The organism is Njordella calcicola (assembly GCF_056494125.1).
The window spans coordinates 355,189-377,081 of record NZ_CM151396.1; the positions used below are offsets into that span (position 1 = coordinate 355,189).

Annotated in this window: 12 protein-coding genes; 2 read left to right on the plus strand and 10 right to left on the minus strand. The window is 50.6% G+C overall.

Annotated elements, in window-relative coordinates; genetic code table 11:
- Positions 1-14 precede the first annotated feature (14 nt).
- Positions 15-800 carry a hypothetical protein gene (locus tag SH302x_RS01305; protein WP_479366739.1) on the minus strand — a complete coding sequence of 262 codons (786 nt, stop codon included), beginning with the start codon at positions 798-800 and terminating at the stop codon, positions 15-17.
- Between the two features lie 541 nt (positions 801-1,341).
- Here SH302x_RS01305 and SH302x_RS01310 point away from each other — a divergent pair.
- Both SH302x_RS01310 and SH302x_RS01315 read left to right on the plus strand, forming a co-directional pair.
- Positions 1,342-1,929: an RNA polymerase sigma factor gene (locus tag SH302x_RS01310; protein WP_479366740.1), complete on the plus strand. Its 588-nt coding sequence runs from the start codon at positions 1,342-1,344 to the stop codon at positions 1,927-1,929.
- A gap of 201 nt (positions 1,930-2,130) precedes the next feature.
- Complete coding sequence (locus SH302x_RS01315; RefSeq protein ID WP_479366741.1) at positions 2,131-6,777, plus strand: protein kinase domain-containing protein; 4,647 nt, start codon at positions 2,131-2,133, stop codon at positions 6,775-6,777.
- 9 nt (positions 6,778-6,786) lie between these two features.
- Here SH302x_RS01315 and SH302x_RS01320 read toward each other — a convergent pair whose 3' ends face one another.
- From SH302x_RS01320 to SH302x_RS01360, 9 genes are all read right to left on the minus strand, one after another.
- Positions 6,787-7,047: a hypothetical protein gene (locus SH302x_RS01320; protein ID WP_479366742.1), complete on the minus strand. Its 261-nt coding sequence runs from the start codon at positions 7,045-7,047 to the stop codon at positions 6,787-6,789.
- Positions 7,048-7,356: 309 nt separating this feature from the next.
- Entirely contained in the window at positions 7,357-10,821 is a 3,465-nt protein-coding gene (locus SH302x_RS01325) for a protein kinase domain-containing protein (protein WP_479366744.1), read from the minus strand.
- Positions 10,822-10,837: 16 nt separating this feature from the next.
- Entirely contained in the window at positions 10,838-11,389 is a 552-nt protein-coding gene (locus tag SH302x_RS01330; RefSeq protein WP_479366746.1) for an RNA polymerase sigma factor, read from the minus strand.
- A gap of 73 nt (positions 11,390-11,462) precedes the next feature.
- Positions 11,463-12,638, minus strand: coding sequence for a tetratricopeptide repeat protein (locus SH302x_RS01335; protein ID WP_479366747.1), 1,176 nt, complete (start codon positions 12,636-12,638; stop codon positions 11,463-11,465).
- 267 nt (positions 12,639-12,905) lie between these two features.
- A complete protein-coding gene (locus SH302x_RS01340) occupies positions 12,906-14,528 on the minus strand; it encodes a tetratricopeptide repeat protein (protein ID WP_479366749.1) in 1,623 nt (540 codons plus the stop codon).
- A gap of 489 nt (positions 14,529-15,017) precedes the next feature.
- Entirely contained in the window at positions 15,018-17,495 is a 2,478-nt protein-coding gene (locus tag SH302x_RS01345; protein ID WP_479366750.1) for a ligase-associated DNA damage response DEXH box helicase, read from the minus strand.
- Between the two features lie 109 nt (positions 17,496-17,604).
- Complete coding sequence (locus tag SH302x_RS01350) at positions 17,605-19,203, minus strand: ATP-dependent DNA ligase (protein WP_479366751.1); 1,599 nt, start codon at positions 19,201-19,203, stop codon at positions 17,605-17,607.
- Entirely contained in the window at positions 19,200-20,267 is a 1,068-nt protein-coding gene (locus SH302x_RS01355; RefSeq protein WP_479366752.1) for a ligase-associated DNA damage response exonuclease, read from the minus strand. The genes SH302x_RS01350 and SH302x_RS01355 overlap by 4 nt, the downstream gene beginning before the upstream one ends.
- Before the next feature lie 46 nt (positions 20,268-20,313).
- Entirely contained in the window at positions 20,314-21,771 is a 1,458-nt protein-coding gene (locus SH302x_RS01360; RefSeq protein WP_479366753.1) for a cryptochrome/photolyase family protein, read from the minus strand.
- Positions 21,772-21,893: the final 122 nt, after the last annotated feature.

Below are 21,893 nucleotides of genomic sequence, written 5' to 3' on the forward strand. Positions count from 1 at the left end.
GTATGCAAGATGCCTCATTTTGCCACCTGCTCGGCCGCTATGGGACTGTCCGTTGCCTCTTGTACCGATTGGAGTGGTGATTCTTGTAGGAGGGCGTCCAGGAAGTCTTCCGTAAAGATCGCGCCTGCAATCAAGATCTGCTTTTCTTCCGTCTTCATCTGACGCCAAGCCAGTACGATGAAGTTAAACATCTTGGTAGATTCAAGTTGTTCTTGAAGTTGCTCTTCCTCGACGTTTGTCCAATACTTTCCTGAGGCAAATGCGTGAGCTTGAGTATTAATCGCCAGACTTTGCAAGTCACGTAGGACTACTTGTCCGACTTCGGAATTCTCGATGTCGAGAATCTTGTTGGAGAGCAAGTCGTTGGCGATCTTGTTCTTGCGTACTGCTTCTTTTTTGCGTTGCTCCTGCTCCGCCAGTTCTTCTTTCGTGAGGGGGAGGTTGCGCTTAATCGGCTGAAACTGGCCTTCGTCGGCCCAAGCTGTAATTTCAAGACCATTGATTTCGCCACGGATGCGCAACGACCCCGGCATTAGGTCTGTAACTACAAAGCCCTTTTGCGTGGCGAGCGGTTCGACTTCATGGATTCGCTCAGCGCCATCGTTGGACATCGTAATCAGCTTATTCGTCTTCAAGTACACGGTGTGTCCGACTGTAATGGGCCGGGACTCATGCTTCACATTGGTTGGTGGTGTGGCGCTTGGTGGCGAGGAATCCTCAGCGTGAGCACCGGGCATGATGAGCAATGCAAGGAGACACAAACGGAATAGACTGTGGTAATGCAACGGTTGGAGATACATTTTCGATTCCTCGTTGATGATTCAGTTCGGATGGTGTAACAAGAACTCATCGCGTACGCTGCCGAACTTGTTCGGCACACAAATGACGAACGTCTGAGCGTTATGGGGAAATTTTTATTTAGCTCAGAAGGCTAGAGAAATTGTCAACACAGGTCGGGCGCGCATTGTGCGAAAAAGGAAGATTGTTTCGACACAACATGGGCGCACGGGGATGCGTTGATGGGGGCAGGGGTGGTAGCAGACAAGCGCGGACTGCTGGACCCAACCAGGTGCAATTACCGGGCGCTGAAGGCGTGGTTGCTTCACGCGAACTTGTCAGACTGTCAAAACCGGCACTTAGTGAACCAGAAATTGGGACCTCTAAACACCGATTTGCTGCGGGCTTTTTGTGGGTAATACCGGCGCGAGTCTTGTGGGAGGGCAACGGTGGCAGTTAGAATAGCTTTGGTGAGCGTGTTTCACCTGTTGGCCGTTCAGCCTAGGTCAAATATCGGCGAAGGCATTTAACGACGAGACCTTAGCGTTTACCCATTAGTACGTGATGCAAGAAACTACTCACTCCAGCTTACTGCAAGGGATGCGAGACGGAGTTCCGGAAGCTTGGGAGAAAATTGTAGATATCTGGACACCGCTGCTACGTAATTACTGTCAAAAGCGTGGCTTTTCGGCAAGCAGCGCCGATGATATCACTCAAAACATCATGTTGCGACTTTATCGCGGGATCCAGGGCTTTCATCGGGATGGGAAAGGCAAGCGACTCCGATACTGGATCATGGCGATCACGCGGAATGAAGTCGCGGAGTATTGTCGTCGGAATGCCCATCACGGCATCGCACAGGGCGGCAGCGAGCATCAAGCAAAAGTAGCGGCTTTAGTCGCCTTTGACGATAACGACTCTGACGAAGACTGGTGTGGGCCCGCAGTCGTCTTATCGAGAACAATGCAGGTGATTAAGACTGATTTTAAGCCGAATGTTTGGCAGGCATTTGAGCTCTTCAAGTGTAACCGGCTTACAGCGCGTGAGACTGCCGAGCGGTTGAATATGACTGAAAATGCAGTACGCCAAGCTTCACTTAGGGTCTGTCAACGTCTGAAAGAGGAAATGGATAGTTGGTTTTCGGTCCAGTAAGCCAATACTCCGTAAACGTAAGGAATCGCTCGCAGGATCTGTTCGTACAACCGCAACCACTGCGAATTAATTAGGGAAGTTTTCTCGTAACGCAGCTTCGTTGATACCAACAAGAGGAAATCGTTTGCCAAGCTCAATGCTATCCCCTTTACAGTCATCCAACAATTGTTTCTCCACTATTGCAGATTCGGTGGACCACTCATGAGCGATCAACGTCCAAAGCCGGATCGGACTAAGAAGCTGCCTTGTGTTGCCCCTACTGCATCTGATTTGGCCGATACGCCGTCCGCACATGCAGATGAAACTGGTTATGAGTTTGAGCAAATTCTGGGCGCTGCGCTCAAATACGACTTGGGCAGGGTGCCAAGTGACGAGGTATGCTCTGAACTTATAAGCAGACTGAAGGACCCGCAAAAGCTTCTTCGGTTACTCGACGACTTGGATGAGGATTCGCAAGCGGCTCATTTACAAAAACGAGAGCGAATAGGACAATTTGAATTTCTGGAATCGCTCGGTGGCGGTGGCATGGGGCAAGTCTTTAAAGCTCGTCACATGCAACTTGGACGGCTTTTCGCCGTAAAAATGTTGCATCCGCACCGCATGGAAGAAGCTGGTTCCTTACGGCGATTCCGCCAAGAGATGCGAGCGGTTGGCCAACTGCAGAATCCTCATATTGTCTCTGCGTCCCACGCGGACGAAGAGGACGGCTTGCCCTATTTGGTCATGGAGTATGTGCAAGGGCAGTCGCTGCAGCAACTTGCAAACAAATTGGAGCAATCTGGCCAACCATTGAGCGTTGGCGCAGCGTGTGAAATGATTCGGCAAGCTGCATTAGGTATCCAATTCGCCCACGACAAAGGTATCGTTCACCGTGATTTGAAACCAGGCAATCTCATGCTTGACCATTTGGGCACTGTTCGAGTGCTCGACCTCGGACTGGCTAAGATCATCCATGAGTCAGAGTCATCTTTTAGTCATACCGCAGAGATTGAACCTTTGACAGGAGAGCACCAATTGATCGGCACTCCCGACTACATGGCTCCCGAACAAATTCACGGTACGCTTAGTGCCGATGAGCGAACGGATGTTTACGCACTGGGAGCGACATTGTTTCGGCTGCTTACGGGGGCTGTGCCTTTTCCGTCGGAAACTTCGAATGAAAAATTTGTTGCAAAAGCGATTTGCATTTTGCATAGCCCCGCACCAGATGTACGGGGATTCCGACCCGAAGTCAGTGTGCAACTAGCAAATCTAATCAGCTCATGTTTATCGAAAGATCCAGCCGTACGAATTCAGTCTGCAGGCGAACTAGCGCAACGATTGGCGATATGGGCAGATCCTGCTCAGGTGCTGGCTTTGGCCTCGGATACAAGTGAGATGCCAGTGGATCAAGCAGCAGTCGATAATTCTCTGCTGACGTTGCATTTGCCAACTTCTTGTTCGCCTCAACCTATCGGTGGCTTATCCAGAAAGCTTACGGGCAAGGCCGCAGGTAGTGGATGGCATAGCGGTTCGAAATACTTCTTAGTCGCGGCTGCGTCGTTCTTCCCGCTTATATTAGCGGTCTGGTTAATCTACCGGTTCTCATTGCCCGGAGGCGGTGAATTAATCATTGAGTGCACCGAAGATGTGCAGTTGACTGTGCACGCGATTCAAGATGAACAAATAAAAACGCTGGATCTGGTCCGAAAACCTTCTGGCACTCTGGAGCTTGCCAGTGGTCCATGGCGATTGAGTTTGCAAGGCATTGACGCTGACGAGTTTAAACTAAGCGATGACATGATCGTAATCGCACAAGGCGATCAACCTCACATCCGAATCAGCCGGATCGCGAAATCACAGGTGTCATCTGCTGCTTCGCCAGTGGTCAACTCTGCTGAACCATTGCCAACCAGCAACGCCAACAACCAACAACAGCAAGGCATTCCGCAATTGAAGGCGTCCATACGGATTGAGAATCCTTCAACATTACAGAGCAATGAAACGACCAGCAAACATTCGGCTAATCCAGAGCCTAGTAAGCAGGAAACACCCATTCAGAATGGGCGAATGAATTTTCCTGGCGTGGTCTTACAGCCTTCCGTCGAAGATGACTTGTTTGAATGGCAAATGCTGCTCAAACGCCCGCTTTCCGGCGTACAGATCGACCAGTGGAAATGGAATATAGAACACTTTGACGTCCATCGCGATGGGACACGATGGGTGGACTCGCTTGGTTCGCATGTGTTGGTTCGAGATTGCCAGAATGGTCAAGTGAAGGCTTTGGTAACGCCCCGGAATAATGATGAGTTTTTGCACTCGGTAGCTTTTCAACCGAATGGGGAACCTCTTGCGGTGCTGGTGCATTCGCTGCGCGACTACCGTGAAGATGCATTAGAACTCCGTTCTTCCACTGGATTACTGGAACGTCGAATTGAGTATGGAAAAGATGTGCCTCAAAGTTCAGATATCAGTCGTGCAAACTTTGCCTGGTCGGGTGATGGGAAGCTACTAGTTATTTGGAATCTAAAGAATTTACTCGTTTACGATATTGCTGGCCAATTGCTATCGAAGTTTCAATTCGACGATGCATCTGGGCCGGCGACTGAGCTTGCGCAGGTGCCTCGCAGCATACATGCGACCGCACATCCGAAATCGCCTCACTTCACTATGCTTTGCCGAGACTCAGCCATTCGGACTTGGAATCTAGTCGACGGCTCGGTGCAAGATGTATCGCAAGTGGTAATGTCGACAAGACCAGAAGGCTTGGATGCTTTCATTCGCTGGAGCCCTAGTGGCGACCACTTGTTAGTAGCTGGGCTCGACGAATCCGGCGAAAGTCGCATTGCTCAGGTCTACTCGTTTGACGGCAAACGCCTGGCCTCCAGCCCGCGCGATTGGGTACACGCTGATTGGTCAAGGGATGGAAAGTATCTGGTCACGGACCTTGGACAAATACTCGATGTGAATCTCAAGCAAATTCGAGTTCTCCCATTTGCCGAACGTGATCCATTACCTGGTGCCCAGCGATATCCTTATTGGAGCAATAGTGACGAAGTTATCTTGTTGTATGCCGACGATAGGTGGCAGCGTCATTCCGGCATGATTCGTAGATTTCAACAATCGTCAGGCGTGGAAATGCCGACGGCCGTAGATCCTCAACCTTTGCAGCCGATGGCTGTTGGCGAAGTATCAGAGGGGCGAATTGCAGCAGCTTACCATCGTGGTGGGACACATCGCGTCATCTTTCAATGGTCGAAAAATGGTGTTGGGCGTCCTGCCGCTCGATTGGCTGAACAGACACCTACTGGAGCTTCGCTGCAACCCTACGAGGCGGCGTTATCTTCAAAGAACAACCGTTTTGCTTTGCGTTCTCCGCGGCGACAACTCGTGGTAGGTTTTGATGGGGAATTAATCGATGAAGCAATCTTGATGGGCGAAGAGCGACACGATGCAGCTTATCAACCACATGGAGATTTGTTGGCCTTCGTACAACAGCCCGATCAAACACTGGTGATTCAGGACGCTGACGGTAACACAATTCGAACGTTGCAGTCGGCTAGTTACAATGCGATGCTCCGGTGGAGTCTCAACGGACGTTTCCTTGCTTGGCAGCATCCAAGCCCGGATGGAAGTTCCAACCTCACTTCCGCGATCGATTTGCAAACGAAAGATCAACCGCCGATTTCACTTGGTAACGCTGGTGGGCGTGTAAGTTTTAGTCCTGACGGAAAGTGGCTGGCTTGTTTGGTGGCAGACCAGAACTCAGAAAAGTTACTCGTTTTAGACTTGATGTCAGATCGACGTTTGGAGGTTCCACTAAAGATAGATTCTGGTGTTCGGGCTGCCCCGGTGTGGTTGCCAGACTCTCAACATGTTTTTGCTGGGCAAGTATATCAAATTGGGAGTGATAACGTTTTGGTTCAGGTAGGAGAGGTTCGGCTTCGTGAATGGACCGGCGGTATGGCCAGTTCGAGCAATAATCAAGTGATTGTCTTTGCGCAACAGAAAGACGGCGAGCCGAAATTGTATGCCATCGATGCCAATGGATTGCTCCTTCGCTCGATTCATATCGCTGGGCAAGTTCTACCTTCGGCTATCAATGGATCCAGTAGCCAATCGAATCATGATTCCCAGGGCTCGGAGCGATCGGCTTTACTGGTGGCAGGAAAAGGTCTTTTTGAGCCTCATTCGGTTCTGCTGGCTGCCATGGACGGACCGCAAGCACCGACACTGCTCTGGAACGGGATCGCCTTCGATAATGGTGCAACGCTAACGGTTAGCCCTGGAGGCGACATTGTAGACGCTCCAATCAATGGCCAATCGGATCCGTATGTACTGCATGCCATCCGATATCCAGGCGGACCTTCGATACCTTTGACACAAGAAGAGTTTCAAGTCCGACTTTCCCTGAGTAAGAATCAACGAGCGATACTCTGGGCTTTAGACGTCAACGCGACTCTTCAGTTGGCTAGTGGCGAGATATGGACTCTGCCTGAGGCATCATTTGATGCACTAAAGCTATTGAACCAGTGGCCGCAAATCGAGCAAGTCTCGAAGATTGATCTCTCTGGACATAAGGAGCTTTCCGATCTGGAACTTCAGTTCGTCGCTAGATTTACGAGCTTGAAAGAGCTTGACCTAGCCAACACCTCCGTCAGTGACTTATCGTCCTTAGTCGGTTTGTCGACGCTGGTGTCCCTTGATATCTCCAATACTCAAGTCGAAGAGTTGGACAGCTTGGCGAAGCTATCCTCGCTGCGTCAGCTAAATCTATCAGGTTGCAACGTGTCTACGTCTAACGTAGCACTTTTGAACGAATCTATTCCGCAATGCAACATCGTCTTGAATACGCCTTTAGAAAATTAGGTTTTCAATTCAAGTATATAGTTCGATTGATGTTGGCTCTAACCCGAGATCCGTACAGATCATCTCAATTGAAATTCGCAGTTCTCGATTGAAATCAAGCAACCATCCGAGATAAGAGTTCAGCGTCGCGTAAGCTATTTCTCCCCAACGCAAAGAGCTTTGGGCTTTGCCGAGCAGTTCGTCAAAGCCGGGGAATTGATGCGCTTTCGCTATCGAGCGTAATTCCGTCATGTACGGGGTGTGAGGCACTTCCTCGCCAAAGCTTTCCATCTTTTTTGTCCTTCTAATGATAGTCAATTCTTAAAATTATTTGCACTTCTTAAGAAAGATCGTCGTTTGAAAAAGCGAGATCCGCTCGAAGGAAGCTGACAAGCTGAATTCGAGTGATACGAGTGCAATTGAGAGCTATTGCGCATACAAGTGGACATAAACTCGCAAGCCCATCTTCTGCGCTGTTTCGATCATATGCTTTGTTCCACGCATCGCGCTCAATGTCACGTAAGCTTGATCGAGTCAACAGCAACTTAGATTTCAACCCAACGAAATCCAGGCGCTTCCATCTGCGGGAAAAGCGAGTTACTATCGAGTACTATGAAGCTTCATGGACTTCCACTCCTGAACTTGGAGTGAAGGTGGTGATTGTGAATTCAGAATCGGCCTGGATATTGAAACAATCGACTCGATAAACTCTGTTTGATGGAAGCCGAACCAGATCGGCTTGCGAAAAGTGGACGGTAGAGGCTCAGTCCAAATAGGCTGGCCAATTCGCGTATCCCAAACGGACAATGAACCCCATGTGGGCTGGATGCCATTCAACTGGTCAGAATTCGACTTTACTCGAATAGAATACAAGCGATGTTCGGAAGGATGGAACGTGAGATGCGTGGAAAGGCCGCTCTGCGAACTTGGCATATAGTGTTGAAACTGATGCAGAACTTCCCCGTCAAAGCTCATTACTACGATCTGCCCATCAATGGATGCTACGGCAACGAGGTCTTCAGCAGGGTGTACGGCTAGGTCTTCAATGGCGATTGATGACTCGTAGAGTGTGGTAGACGTACCGTCTGCAATATCCAATCTAAGGACGCGATGATCCGATGCGGCGAAAATCAATGTCCCCGCATGATTTGAATCGATAATTGCAGCATCGATAGTTAGGGGGATCAAGGCTTGCCGCTTACCAGTCACCCCATCCAGCAAGCCCAACGTATTCGAATTTAGCCCAATCATGAAAGTCCGATTATTGCGACTCCATACAAACTGCTTGATATGAAGACGGGCTAATTCCGGAAACGAATCCGCCAACTCAAGCGATCCTGTCGGAGTCGCCTCCACGGTGAGTGTTTCGCCCTCTCGTATCCAAAACTGGAGGTGGCCTTCTGAGTTAAGAGTGGCAAAGCGTTTTCGGTCGTGGCTGATTGATGTTGCTACAGAATTCTTCACCGTAAACTTTTGTATTGGGGCAACATCGAGTGGAACGAGATACTGTTCTTGGAACTCGGCATGCGGCAGTGACAATCCAGAGACATCCGGTACTACGTTCTCTTGGTACGCTGTAGCTTGGACGCCTGATTCGGCTGAGCAAATAAACAAATCTTTTCCTGCACCAAAAGCGGATACGGTTCCATTATTTCCCACAGCGCAGTGGATCGAATGTCGTCGCAGATCGATTTCGCTGTCAACCCGATCGGCAGTCCTCGGCATCCAGTGGACTTCTCCAGTAAGATGATTCCATTGCAAAGTCCGCCACACGCGTGAATCTCCGCGCAATGCACGGTCAGGGTCTTTGCAAATCCACGCAGTCGATTCGCCGACCGAGGATAGCGCCCCGGCGATAATATTTGGGAATGTTAACCGTTTGAGGGGGGCAACATTCAGCCACCGCTGATCACGTTGTCTCAATAAACTGCTATCAGGGTTTGGAGTCCAAATCATGACTGCACCATCTCGTCCACAGCTTCTCAAACCATTGGCGCTCGTGTAAGAGAGGTCAAGTATCGCGCCATCATGTGCATCCGGCTCCATGAAAAGAAGTTCCGAATTGGTCATGTCCCAGATTCGGAGGCCCCCATCATCATCGCCGCACACCAAAACCGTATTGGTTGCATTCACTGGTGATAAAGCAAAGTCTTGGTCCAAGATATCGGCAAAAACCATACTCGATATTTTTGATTTCCCAGTGGTAAACTCTGCTTTTTTCTGCAGCGACCGGCGATCCCATACTGAAACAATTCCATTGGTTGATGCCGCTGCGATGTACGAAGGGGAGGCATCACTTGGTGACTCTACTGCTGGATCATCAGATACTGCTATAGCGGATATAGCTCGATCGCCGTCTATAGTTCCCAGTAGGGTACCCTGGCGAGAGTCTTGTAGTGACCAAACAGCAATCTGCCCGTTGCCGTTTCCGGAAACCAGATACTCACCGTCGCTTGAAAGTTCAATCGATCGGATTGGTGAAATATCTCGTGGGTCAAGCTGTCTCAACGAGCTTTCCCCTTGCTTTCCATAGAACCAAACATAGATTGACCCAGATTCCGTTCCACAAACGACTGTTGTGACGCTTCCCAAGTCAAGATAGTTAACCTCATTACGCGAAACGGCGACACACGAGCTATAGTCGCCATGAGGAATCTTTACTTGATGTTCGTTGACGTGCATTCTGGCGTTTAGATGCTCATACTCCCAACCACGAAGCGTGGGTGATATAGCCGACATTCTCGCATTCGATTCATCAACGTCGCCTCGAACAAAAGCATCGTGGGCAAGCCGCAGATCAAGCGCGTATCTTTGCGATTCGGAAACAGCTAGATTCCTACTCGACTCGTTCAGGGTGGATGCCAGAGATGCAGCGGTTGAAATCGCTTCAGCCCGGAAAAGGTTGGTTAGAATCAAGCCAATTAACAGAGTGAGAATAAGGGCAGTCAGTAGGCTGGCGATGACTGGCTCACGCTGTATCCAACGAGCTAGGCGTGTCATAATCCCAACTGCTCGAACCGGAACGGGTTTCCCATCCAGAAATAGTTGAAAGTGCTGGGCTAGTAAGTCTGCAGATGGGTACCTATCTCCCGGAGACTTCGCCAGACATTTCATCAGGATCTTCGATAGATCGCGGTGTATAAGACTGTTGACTGCACGGGGCTCGCGGATTTCTTGAATCTGAATGTTGCGAATCATCTGAGCGACATCCGGTCCATGAATGGGTGGCGTACCGCATACAAGGTGATAGAGTGTCGCTCCAAGTGAATATACGTCAGATGCAGGCGTGAGACTGGCGTTCTGACCAGCGGCCTGTTCGGGAGACATATAATCGAACGTTCCTACCACATTCTGAGTTGCTGTCAGTGGGTCGGGTGATTGGACTAATTTCGCCAGTCCAAAATCCGTGATTTTTGGTTCCCCTCGTTGGTCAATCAGGATGTTCTCCGGCTTGATGTCACGATGGAGTATCCCGGCGCTATGGGCAGCATGCAGTCCTTGGCAGATCTTTAATCCTAATGTCGCGAGTTGTTGGCTGGTGACATTCGAATACTCTGCGAGACTTCCACCAGGAACATACTCCATCGAGTAGAACAGCTCTCCATTGTCCTCGCCTGGTTCGTAGAGGGTCACGATATTGGGATGAGTAAGACTGGCGACAATCTGAACTTCTCGACGAAATCGATCTGCTGATGCCGTCAGTCGCATAATCTTCACAGCCACGACTCGATTGGCTGTCGTTTGGCGAGCCCGATACACATCGCCCATTCCGCCGCGCCCAAGAAGTTCCAGGAGTTCATACGTACCGAGATAACGTAGGACACGCGGGGCTGGAGCGGTTTCCGACTGTGTTGCGAACTTGACTAGCGGTCCGTTCATACCGTCCTCATCCGCGAAGTACTCGAGGAGCTTTGTCCGGTAAGCGGAAAACTCAGCAAGAAATCGTTGGCGAATTAAGGCCCTATGAACCAAGCCTTCGTTATCGACACTGACAAGATACGCACCGATCATTTCATCGATAATTTCGTCATCGTAACGGCTATTGTCAGCGTCGGATGGGTTCATTCGATCCTCCAAAATCTTAAGAAATATCCATCAACTGACTCCACTGTGACAATGTGGTTTGAGAGCGAAGTTTGGACATCGCGCGCCTAAGTAATCCGCCGATTGCGCTGGGTGTTCGTTGCAGTTCGTCGGCGATTTGCTGTATTGACCAATTCTCGCAATGTCGCAGCAACACTGCCGCGCGTTCACTGTCAGTTAAGGTTCCCAGGAGCTCGACTAAACTCTCACGTTCCTCATTCAAGCGTACCACTTGCGAAGCGCTTCTCAACGATCGGTTTGCGGGAAGTTCACTATCGATGGGGGACTCTCGCTTCTGCTTGCGAAGTGCCGCGAAGCAGCAATTACACACAATAACTCGTACCCAGCCTTTGAGTTCTGCATCTGTGTGCCCACGAAATTGTTCAAAACGCGCCAGAATGATTAATTCCGCTTCTTGCGTACAATCCTCGGCAACCGAGACGTTGATGGAATGGGCAATAGATAAAATAAAGCCTCGCAGAGTGACAAGCACTTGCTTTAATCCATCTCGATTCGTTTGCGCAAGATTCACCATCATTGTTTCTGACATCGATTGAGCCTCGATTATTAGCATCTTTCTGGATGACTCTCAGTATGTTGGCCTTCACCTCGAGCGACGAACTCTAGTTGGTTTGAATGCTGAAGGCACTTTGAAGATATTTCAATGCCTCATTGCCCTGGACCTTTTTTAATTCAACTAATTTATTGGGCTGGCTTCCACCATGATTTGCAGGGCAAAACCCATGGATAAAAGGCGATAGGTCGATCATGGAATCGAGGGGAATGTCCGAATTACGAACTCGACTGAGTTCAGTTAGACATTCGGAAACATTGAGTTCGCGCAATAGTTTTAGACCACTGTAGTGCGGGTCAGCGAGAGCCTCCGTTACTTCTGGATTTCCAATAACCAGACGCGCCTGCATCAACGCTTCCAGGCTCAGTGGATTCACTTGCATCGCCGTTTCAAAGTCTTCCGCGGCCTCGAGATACTTCTTACCCGTTGTGTAAAGGTCTCCACGAGTGAGAAGAATCCAGTGGTACCATGGATCACATTTCAATGCCATGTCTGCATACATAAGAACTCCACTGATTCGCTCCTGAGTCGGTATTCCGGGGGTAATGTCGGTCCTCATCAACATAGATGCAAGTAAGTTCATCTGTCGCGGGGGAACGCCATATTGCGATGCGCTTTCAATTAGTGATTGGTATGCGGATTCTGGTTGGGCATCGTTGTTCTGACGAGATAGCCAGCGTGAACACATTTCTAAGTAAACTAGCTGAGGTGCATATTCGCTCTTACTCAGTTGCGCTAGGAGTTCCGAGTCTGAGGATAGCTTTGCAATGTGCGTCTCTGCAAGAGCTTGTAAACACGGGTCATCGGTGTCGAGCTTTTGGAGCAGGGAAAGTCGTTCTTCACGTGTATGCTGAACCAGTGCCGCACCAAACTGTGCGAACGAATCGTTCGGAGATACTTTCAATGCTTCGTTGTAGTGCTCAGAGGCGGTTTGTAAATTCAGCAGCGAGTAGTAGTTGCCAGTTGCAAATGCTTTTGTAAACGCATCTTGTTGTTGAAGCTTGGGCAGAATCTCTGACAGACTATTGGTTAGGACCACGTAATCTTCAGCAGCAATGTCAAAGAAACCCGTGTCATCGTAGGCAACTTTCATCGCGTTCGTATTCAACAGTTTCACAACTGAGCCAGTAGGTACGCGACGCTTGATGCCATGCGGGTCCTGCCACTTCAGCGGAACGTATAGTTCGCGAGTTATCAACGCTCGCTTCCCCGTATCTGCTGCCATTTGGATCTCAGAGGGTTGTGCAAGGCAATCCCGCGGAAAGCCGGCAGTTATCGCGAAGGTTAGGGCAATGAAGCAAAGTAAACGCGCGCATCCGAGCTTCGCAAATTCCAGGTTTATAGTTTTCATGTTCGTATCTGGTGGCAGAGGGAAGTGAATCGATTCGTAAAGTAAGTCGACAGTAGAGCATGCATAGAACATAGGGTACAAAGTCGTTGTGGAACTGTCGCCCGCGTGATTTCGCAAAGGCTTTGCAGAGCGGCTAGGTTTTCAATACCCATAGTACATCTTGTCGACTCTGCGATTGAAGTCCTCAACTCTCTGTCGCTCCTGATTTCGGTGCTCAATTTGCTGCTGAAAGTTTCTGTCGAGTCGGTAGTCATCCTCGGCATACCACTGGTCCGAGACTCTCGGCGACCTGGCTATCTCGTTCAATTCAATGGCCGCTTGTTGAACTTTCTCAGCAAGATCGCGAGAGCGTGTTGCTCCGTCACTATTGCCTTGTTTGGTATATAAATCAGCAGCGTTTGATAAAAACGCCGCAGCGACAAAGTAATTCGAAATCCGCTGTTCTTCTTGCTTCGTCGGTTGGGGCAGTCCTGGGATCTGGTAATCCAGTTTTGGAACCTCCGCATTCAAAATTCCAGCGTAGTAGAGCAGCCCGGCTTTTTCGTAAGCTTCTGGCAATTCAGCCTTCAGTCCGATGTCAAAGTATTTCAACGCCGTTGATAAGTCCTTTGCTACGCCTTCACCGCCAGTTTCGTAGATAAGCCCAAGAAAAATAGATGCATCAGCGATTCCCATCTCAAGCGCTGTTTTGAGCGTCTTAACAGCAGAGTGGTAGTCGTCGGCGACAAACTGGAGACATCCGAGCTTAAATACACAATCTTTTTGCCCAGCAGCGGCACCTCTCTCCACAATTTGACGTGCAAGGATTAACTCATTTTGTGAGTTGTAATAATCGAATAGTGTGCAGTAGGCAGTTAATACTCCGGATTCCAAGGCCAAGTGGGCAAACTTTGGCGTCGAGGCCGGTGGAACTTCCTTCATCAGTAAAGCTATTTGCGTTTGTAGCTGTGCTAGATAGTCATACGCGTAACCATCAAGGCCCTCACACGTTGCAAGCTGCTCAGTTAGTTCCCGAATAACTTGCAACTTCTCACCCTTCTGGATTGAGCGTCGGATCGAGACTTCTACGGCCGGCCAATACTTCCGATTCGCAAGCTCACTCAACTCCTCAACTGCTTGGGATCTTTCCGCATGTAGACTCATGAGCTTTATCGCTTCGGCCCTCACTGCGCGCTTAGACTCACTAAGTCTGTCGGTTGGGATGTCATCGCCATAGCTGCCGTTCCAGCTAGGATCGGCGCTGTACGCCATCTGAATTACGTCCAGAATGGAACAATGATTGATGGTTCCTTCTGCTAAACCCTTTCGAGAAAGCTCGCGAAAGCCCTCTGCAATTTCGTTCAAGCGACGAAGGTGAGCCCGCACGACCTGATCAATCTCGTCGTTCGAGGGTAGCCGCGATTGAGCTCTTGCATGCTCATTAAGTTCGTCAGCTTCTAGCTCCGACTGTAAATGCAGCGAACGTGCTTGCAACACCAAGTACGCGTTCTGTTCTTCCAACGAACTTTCCGGTTGAACAACATGACTCAAAAGTATTTCTTGAAAATTCCCAACATGGAATACCTCAGAAAAATCCGTATTTGCTTGCTCATGATCACCCAAATGCAAAATGGCAAATCGTGGTTGCAAAAGAGTACTCAGCAGCGATTTTTTGGTCTTCAAATGTTCCGGTAGCGAGGTTGTTTCTGCCACCCCGCTAGTTGCAGCGATAAGCGACGCCAACGTCAGGAAAAGCACGATAATGGTGGGCATAACTATTTTCACGATATACTCCTGCGGTTCTTATTACAGTCAATGGGAACGATTTCTGCGACCACTAGCGGTTGCTATCACTGTGATCGCGGGGAAGGTGGATTCGGGCGCTAATTAATCACTTAGAATTCGGATTTTCTGGTCATGGTTAGAGGAGACTGGATCACCTAGGCGGCTCTAAGCAGGCACTGCAACACAGTTGCGTGCCTTACCAATTAGTCCGACCTTGTCGTTGTTGGTTTGCAGCCTGCCTTCGCTAGGTCGGTCTGTTATTTGGTCGAGTAACGAACGCAATAAGAGAAACGTGAAGTCGTTACGAGAATCGCGAGAGATTTCTAGAAGACGGACAAATCCGCAGGGACAGTCGTAGTTTGCTCCCACAAACGGGAATGGCAAGAAGCCGCGTAGGCCGGTAACAAGTAAAGCTTTCGTGCGCCGGAACATCGGTCGCTAAGGGGGGAGGGCGTTGACAGCACATCGGTTCGTTGATGGATGTGCATCTTATCCAGCGGCTTGCTCTAGGCTCTGTTGCATGCGGCGGACGCGGTCTGCTAATGATTCAGTGCTTAATCGTTCCCGCAATCGATCGACCAGCAAAGCAAACGCTAAGGGAGTCGGTCTCTCTGGCTCTCGCCATATGATTTCGCAGTCTTCAATCCGAGTAAGCGTGGCATTCAATCGCTCCCACTCAAGCTGCTTCTCCAGTACCTCTTTTCGCGCTTGAGCTAAGAGCAGATTCTGCGGATCATAGTTACAGAAGACATCGTAAATCAGATCGCTCGATGATTGTAAATGACGATTCGAACGACGCTCGCCGGGATAGCCCGCATGGATCAATCCCGCCACTCTGGCGATCTCACGAAAATGTCGTTTGGCCATCTCGGTAGCGTTCATACTCGCAAAGATATCCTCAAGCAAACGATTGGGCGAAAACCACTGAGCTGCTTCCTCGAATCGTAAATCAGGATCTGTCGGAGATTGCAATACAAATCCATAATCATTGGCCGCAATCGAGAACGTGATCTTTTTCGACCGGCTGATACGAAAGGCTGTCAGAGCTGCGAGCCCTTCATGAACCAAACGACCTTCAAATGGATATACAAACAACTGATAGCCGTCGCGCGTCTTGATCCGTTCGATCAATAGTTCGTTTTGTCTAGGCAGATGGCTCCAGCGTTTCTGAACCTCCAAGATCGGCTTGACCGCTTGCATCTCGAGTCCCATGTATTTTCCGTCGCTTGCCAACTCAATCTGCTCACGAATACCAATCGAAAGTTGGCTGGACAGCGGCATGCGACCACCGGCCCACCTCGGAACGGCAGTCGGAGTTCCTTTCCCTTTGCGGACCCAAGCGATCGAATCGCGTAGATGAACCAATTCTAGTAGCTTGCCTGCGAATAAAAACTTATCTCCTTCTTTGAGCTTGGAAATAAAGCTCTCTTCAACCGTCCCCAAACGCTTGCCAGTCATATAGCTGACTTGAACGGAGACTTCACTGACAATAGTGCCGATCGACATGCGATGACGGCGCGTGACTTTCGGGTCGGTCACTTGAAAGCGACCATCCTGTGCTTCTAGACGGCGATAGTCTTCGTAACGAGCTAACGATTGGCCGCCATGCATCGCAAAGCTCAAGGCCCAGTCAAGCTCGTCAGCATTGAGGTTGGCATATGCATGCGTTCGCTGAAGTTCTGCCAGGACTTCATCGCTGGTATAGCTTTCGGCCAAACCTCTTGTCACCAAATGTTGAGCTAGCAGGTCCAATGGGGCGATCACGGGTTGGCGAGCCTCTAGTTTCTGCTGCTGCATCATCACGCGAGCGGCCGCTAGTTCGATCAGCTCCAACGCATTGCTTGGAACAAAGAGCAGCTTGCTGGGCGTGCCAGGTTGATGCCCTGATCTTCCGGCTCGTTGAAGCAATCTCGCAATACCTTTCGGTGAACCCACTTGGACGACTTGTTCGACCGCCGTAAAGTCAACGCCCAAATCGAGGCTACTGGTGCAGACGACGGCTCGCAAGCGTTCGTCGCGGAGAGCTTGTTCGACCCAAGTGCGAACATCTCGATCGAGTGATCCGTGGTGTAGTGCTAGTTGTCCGGCCCATTGTGGATTGGACCTGAGCAACTCTTGATACCAAAGCTCGGTTTGATTGCGAGTGTTGGTAAAGACCAGCGACGTCTTCGCATTTGCAATAGCGGCCGAGGCCAGCGGGACCATTTTCGTGCCTATGTGACCCGCCCAAGGAAAGCGTTCCATGTTGTCAGGGATCGCGGCATTCAAGATGATCTTCTTCTTGCTTTCGCCGTGAATGATTTCGGTCGGACCCGCAAAATTAGAACCAACCAACACAGCGAGTGCCTCATCAAGATTACCGAGCGTGGCACTCAAACCCCAGCATCGAAAATTGGGTTGCAGCGAACGCATGCGTCCCAGTGCAAGCTCCAGTAGCACTCCGCGTTTACTGCCGATCAATTCATGCCATTCGTCCACCACGACGATCTGCAAATGTTCAAAGTGTTTGCGAGACTCTGGATACGACAGCATCAAAGTCAAACTTTCCGGCGTGGTTACGAGGGCTGTTGGCAGTCGCAGTCGTTGCCGCTGTTTGACGCTGGAGGATGTGTCGCCGGTACGGGCCTCCAGTGTCCACGGTACTTGCAATCCATCAAGTGCTCGCTGCAACGATTGCGTGGTGTCCCCAGCCAGCGCACGCAGTGGCGTGACCCACAGAGCTAGTAGCGGTGGAGCGTCGGGTTTGCCTTTGACGTGCGTCCATTGTTCTGGGGGCATAGGATTCGCATGCCACTGCAGCAGCGGGCCTAGCCAAGCCGCAAGTGTCTTGCCTGTCCCAGTCGCTGAATGGATCAGGACGTTCTTGCCCTCTAGATAAGCTCGCCAAGCACGACGCTGAAAAGCAAACGGCTTCCAACCTTGGGCTGCAAACCAATCGTCGGCTAACTTGATTTTGGAACGGGGCATATGTGGAAATTTCGCGTACGGCTGCGGCTGACGGTTAAACGAAGGAACGCGTACGCCTGCGGCTGACGGTTAAACGAGGTGTACTTGTTGCGCAAGTTGCGACCTTCTTTCATCGGGCTTCAATCATACGTTTGAGGTCTTCTAATTGGTTTGCATCGGCAGGTCGCTTATCGGTTCGCCAGCGAAGGATACGTGGGAATCGTACTGCAAGCCCGCTTTTGTGACGAGTCGATAACTGGATATTCTCAAACGCTAACTCCATTACTAACTCTGGTTTCACACTGCGGACCGGCCCAAACTTGTCCTGCGTGTTGTCACGCACAAAGCGATCGACTTGACGCATCTCTTGATCGGTTAAGCCAGAGTAAGCTTTCGCGAAAGGGACCAACTGGTCATTGTCCCACAATGCAAAGGTATAATCGCTGTAGATCGACGCTCGTCTTCCATGCCCGCGCTGCGCGTATATCAAGACCGCGTCAATCGTATATGGCTCAATCTTCCACTTCCACCAATGACCACGCACTCGACCGACTTGATAAGCCGACTGCAACTGCTTCAACATCAAACCTTCGGCCATCTGGTCGCGGGAAGTTGATCTCATGATCGCCAAGTCTTCCCAGCTTGCTGCCGCAACTGGTTGTGATAATTGCAGCGTCGAAGAGGAACCGAGCAATTTTGAATCTTCTAGCAAATGTTGCAACTGCTGGCGACGATCGGCCAGCGCCGCGGGCCTCAAATCTTGGCCATCGATTTCCAGTAGATCAAAAGCGACAAAAACGACAGGTACGTCAGCTAACAACTTCTTGCCAACCGTCTTGCGACCAATCCGTCGCTGCAGTTCACCAAATGGCAGCGGGCGACCGTCGTACCATGCCAATAGTTCCCCATCCAGTACGCAGTCTCGTGTCAGCTTTTGGGCTGCCGATTCAACTTCGGGATATCGTCCATCGAGTCGCTCCTCACCGCGAGACCATAAGAAAGTGGAGCCACGACGGCGAATCAACTGGCTACGAATGCCGTCCCATTTCCATTCGGCAAGGAACTCGTCGACGCGGCCGAGGGTATCAGGCGATGATTCAATGGCGTTGGCCAAGCAGAATGGATACGGTTGACTGATGTTTGCATCGCTGGCATCGGAGTTCTGTAGTGAACGGTAGAAGGCTGCAGTTGGTTCCCACTGACCCATCAAACGATGCGCAATAATCTCAGCGGAGATCTGCAAGTGCTCCGCTAGCGCTCGAGTGACCAATCGCTGACTGACGCCGACTCGCATCGAACCGGTGATCATTTTCATCAGCACGAACTGATCCTCCTTTGCGATATCGTTCCAGAGATTACTCAATGCCAGTGTTTGTTCTTCGGCGGGCAAACGACCCAGCAGTTGGAGTTTTAGGACCCAGTCGGTCAGCGAGCCAAGCGTTTCTGTTTGGTTATTGGGAATGACTAAACTGAAGGTCTCCGCCAAATCTCCTACCCAGCCGTACGTCTCTTCAAACAGCCATGCCGGTATGTTGGCGCGCGCGGCCGCCCAAGCTCGCAGCAGGTTACTGGGCATGACGCGACGCAGTTTGTTGCCTGACAGAAAATAGACCGCCCACGCCGCATCAGCGTCGTCTGCACTGCGGAAGTAGTCGACCATCGCAGCCAGCTTTTCGTTCGTCTTGGTCGTTTCATCCAGTCGCTGGTAGAGTTTTGCGAAGTGCTTCATGGCGATGACTCTGCAGTTGGAGTATCGCTGGCTTCTTGCGACGCTGCAGCGACCGCGTCTTCAACTTCACCTTCAAACTGAGTGTTAATGGCGATCGCATCAAGGCCGCTCTCACGGAGATACTTGGCGGTAATCTCTGCAAAGCCATGTGTGACCCAGACGGTGGAAGCGTTCGTCTGCAAAACAGTCTGTATCAACGATGGCCAGTCGACATGATCCGACAATACAAACCCACGATCCATGGCGCGTCGACGGCGCGTTCCACGGATCGCCATCCAACCGGATGCCATCGCAGTGGAGATATTGCCAAAGCGTCGCAGCCAAGGCGTGCCTTGGGCGCTGGGGACCGCCACGATTAAAGCTTCACTCCAAGCGACGTCGCTGGGTGCTTGGCTGATCAAACGGGTTTCGGGTAAGTGGATGCCCTGTTCGCGATAGATTTGAGTTGGGCCGTGCACAGCTCCGTGCAAGTAGATTGGACCAATCGACGCGTCAAGTCCGGCTAGCAATCGCTGGGACTTCCCCAAGGCATAAGCCATAAGGACACTCGCCTTGCCAGATTGCTGATTGGATTTCCACCAATGATTCACTTCTTCAAAAACTGAGGCGGGCTCAGGCCACTGGAACGCAGGCAAGCCAAATGTGGATTCAGTCACCAGCAGATCGCATTGAATCAGTTCAAAGGGCAAACAAGTTGGATCAGGCTGGCGTTTGTAGTCGCCGGTGACGACCGCTACTTTGCCGTCGACTTCGATGCGCACTTGAGCCGAACCGAAAATGTGCCCGGCTGGATGCAGCGAGACCCAAGCGTCATTCAGCTTGATTTGTCGGCCGTATGGGATGGCTTCCACGGTAATATCGCCTAGCCGACTTCGCATGATCGGTTCGCTTTGCGGCGTCGAGATGTAAAGCTTGCTGCCCCAACGAGCATGATCGCTGTGGGCATGCGTAATGCAAGCGGTGTCGACGGGTTTCCAAGGGTCGATGTGGAAATTGCCTGCGGGGCAATAGAGTCCTGCTTCTGTCAAACGAAGGAGTCGGTCGAAGTTTGGAGCGGGATTCATACAAGCAAGTTACTAAGGCCGAGGGTAGTTTGAAACCAGGCTGCAATCACTTTAATCCTTGCAAAAACTGTTCCGCTGTTTTGCGATGCCGCTCAAGCTTGGTTCCCATCTTTGTCAGTTGGCTTGTCATGACTTTCATGCGAGGGTTGGAATTGAAGAAGTCTTGGTGGTCGTTAATAAAGCTCCAGTACAGTGCATCCCAGATTTCGCACCATGGTCCACTCGGGTAATCGCTCATTTTCTTGATGTATGCTGAGCCGCTGATGTAAGGCTTCGTGGTAATTTTGCCACCGTCAGCATATTGGCTCATCGCATACACATTGGGGACCATCACCCAGTCATAGGCGTCGATAAATAATTCCATAAACCAGCGATACACTTCGTCAGGATCGATTCTGCACAGCAACATGAAATTGCCTAGGACCATTAATCGTTCAATATGGTGGCAGTATCCGGTTCGCAGAACTCGCTGGATGGTGGCATCAAAAGGTACGATGCCCGTCGTACCGTCATAAAATGATTGCGGAAGTTTGCGAGTAAACTTCCAAAAGTTCGTCGTGCGTTGTTGGCGACCATGCAGCCGATAAACCGCTCGCATGTATTCTCGCCAGCCGATGACTTGACGTACAAAGCCTTCGTACGAGTTCAGCGGAACGTTCTCAAACTGCTTTTCGGCCGCCGCGAGGATATCGTGAGGAGTGATCAGGCCGATATTCAAGCAGGGCGTAAGCACCGAATGATAGAGCGTGTCCTCTTTCGTCGAGATCGCATCTTCATAATCACCGAAGAGGGAAAAGCGATGCGACATGAAGTCCTTTAGCCACTTCAAAGCTCCCTTGCGATCAATCGGATACGCGAAATTATCTGCGGAGCCGATCGCATTGGGAAAATGTTTGGCCACGTAATGTTGGGCTTCGATGACATGTTCGCTCTCCGGCAGCTTCGGTAGAGCAGGGGGTAGGACGCCTTTAGGTAGTTTTTTGCGATTGTCCGCGTCGAAACTCCACTTACCACCCACAGGTGAACCATCGGTATTTAGCAAAATACCAAGACGCTTCCGTTGTGCGATGTAGAAATTTGTAAAGAAGAGACTCGTCTTGCCTTTCGCGTACGCTTGAATTTCGGAATCGCTGGTTAAGTAGTGCTCGTCTTCCAGCCAATCGATCGGCGTCCTTTCGCTGGCCGCCCGTTGGTCAAGTCGTCGACGCAGCCAATCGTCGTTGACATCGAGGGCGACGATCGAGGACGCTTTTAGCTTTTTTAAAATGCCGAAGATATCGGCTGAAGTCTTCAGCGAGCGAGCTTCAACATATTGAACTTGGTAAGTTGTTTCTAGCGAGCGAGCATACGACTGCATCGATGCGCGGTGCAGGATCAGTTTTTGCCGGTGGAAAGCGTACTGCGAGAAGTAAAGTGGATCCTCTACCAGCAAGACCGTATCCGCGGATCGGATGGCTTTGTGATCGGAGTAAAGCTGGTGTGGATAGACAAGAGCCGCACGCATGTTTTCACAGTTAAAGGCGTCAGTAATGGAAGCCCTCTAGTTTAGCAGGTTGGCAAGCTGGTCGTTGTCGCCCAGTGAACCTGCAGGGGGGGCGTTTAACCGCGGGGGCATCGCCCGGCGTT

Coding starts and splice junctions, on each gene's coding strand:
- SH302x_RS01305 (WP_479366739.1), bottom strand. CDS start 800: ATGTATCTCCAACCGTTGCATTACCACAGTCTATTCCGTTTGTGTCTC.
- SH302x_RS01310 (WP_479366740.1), top strand. CDS start 1,342: ATGCAAGAAACTACTCACTCCAGCTTACTGCAAGGGATGCGAGACGGA.
- SH302x_RS01315 (WP_479366741.1), top strand. CDS start 2,131: ATGAGCGATCAACGTCCAAAGCCGGATCGGACTAAGAAGCTGCCTTGT.
- SH302x_RS01320 (WP_479366742.1), bottom strand. CDS start 7,047: ATGGAAAGCTTTGGCGAGGAAGTGCCTCACACCCCGTACATGACGGAA.
- SH302x_RS01325 (WP_479366744.1), bottom strand. CDS start 10,821: ATGAACCCATCCGACGCTGACAATAGCCGTTACGATGACGAAATTATC.
- SH302x_RS01330 (WP_479366746.1), bottom strand. CDS start 11,389: ATGTCAGAAACAATGATGGTGAATCTTGCGCAAACGAATCGAGATGGA.
- SH302x_RS01335 (WP_479366747.1), bottom strand. CDS start 12,638: ATGGCAGCAGATACGGGGAAGCGAGCGTTGATAACTCGCGAACTATAC.
- SH302x_RS01345 (WP_479366750.1), bottom strand. CDS start 17,495: ATGCCCCGTTCCAAAATCAAGTTAGCCGACGATTGGTTTGCAGCCCAA.
- SH302x_RS01350 (WP_479366751.1), bottom strand. CDS start 19,203: ATGAAGCACTTCGCAAAACTCTACCAGCGACTGGATGAAACGACCAAG.
- SH302x_RS01355 (WP_479366752.1), bottom strand. CDS start 20,267: ATGAATCCCGCTCCAAACTTCGACCGACTCCTTCGTTTGACAGAAGCA.
- SH302x_RS01360 (WP_479366753.1), bottom strand. CDS start 21,771: ATGCGTGCGGCTCTTGTCTATCCACACCAGCTTTACTCCGATCACAAA.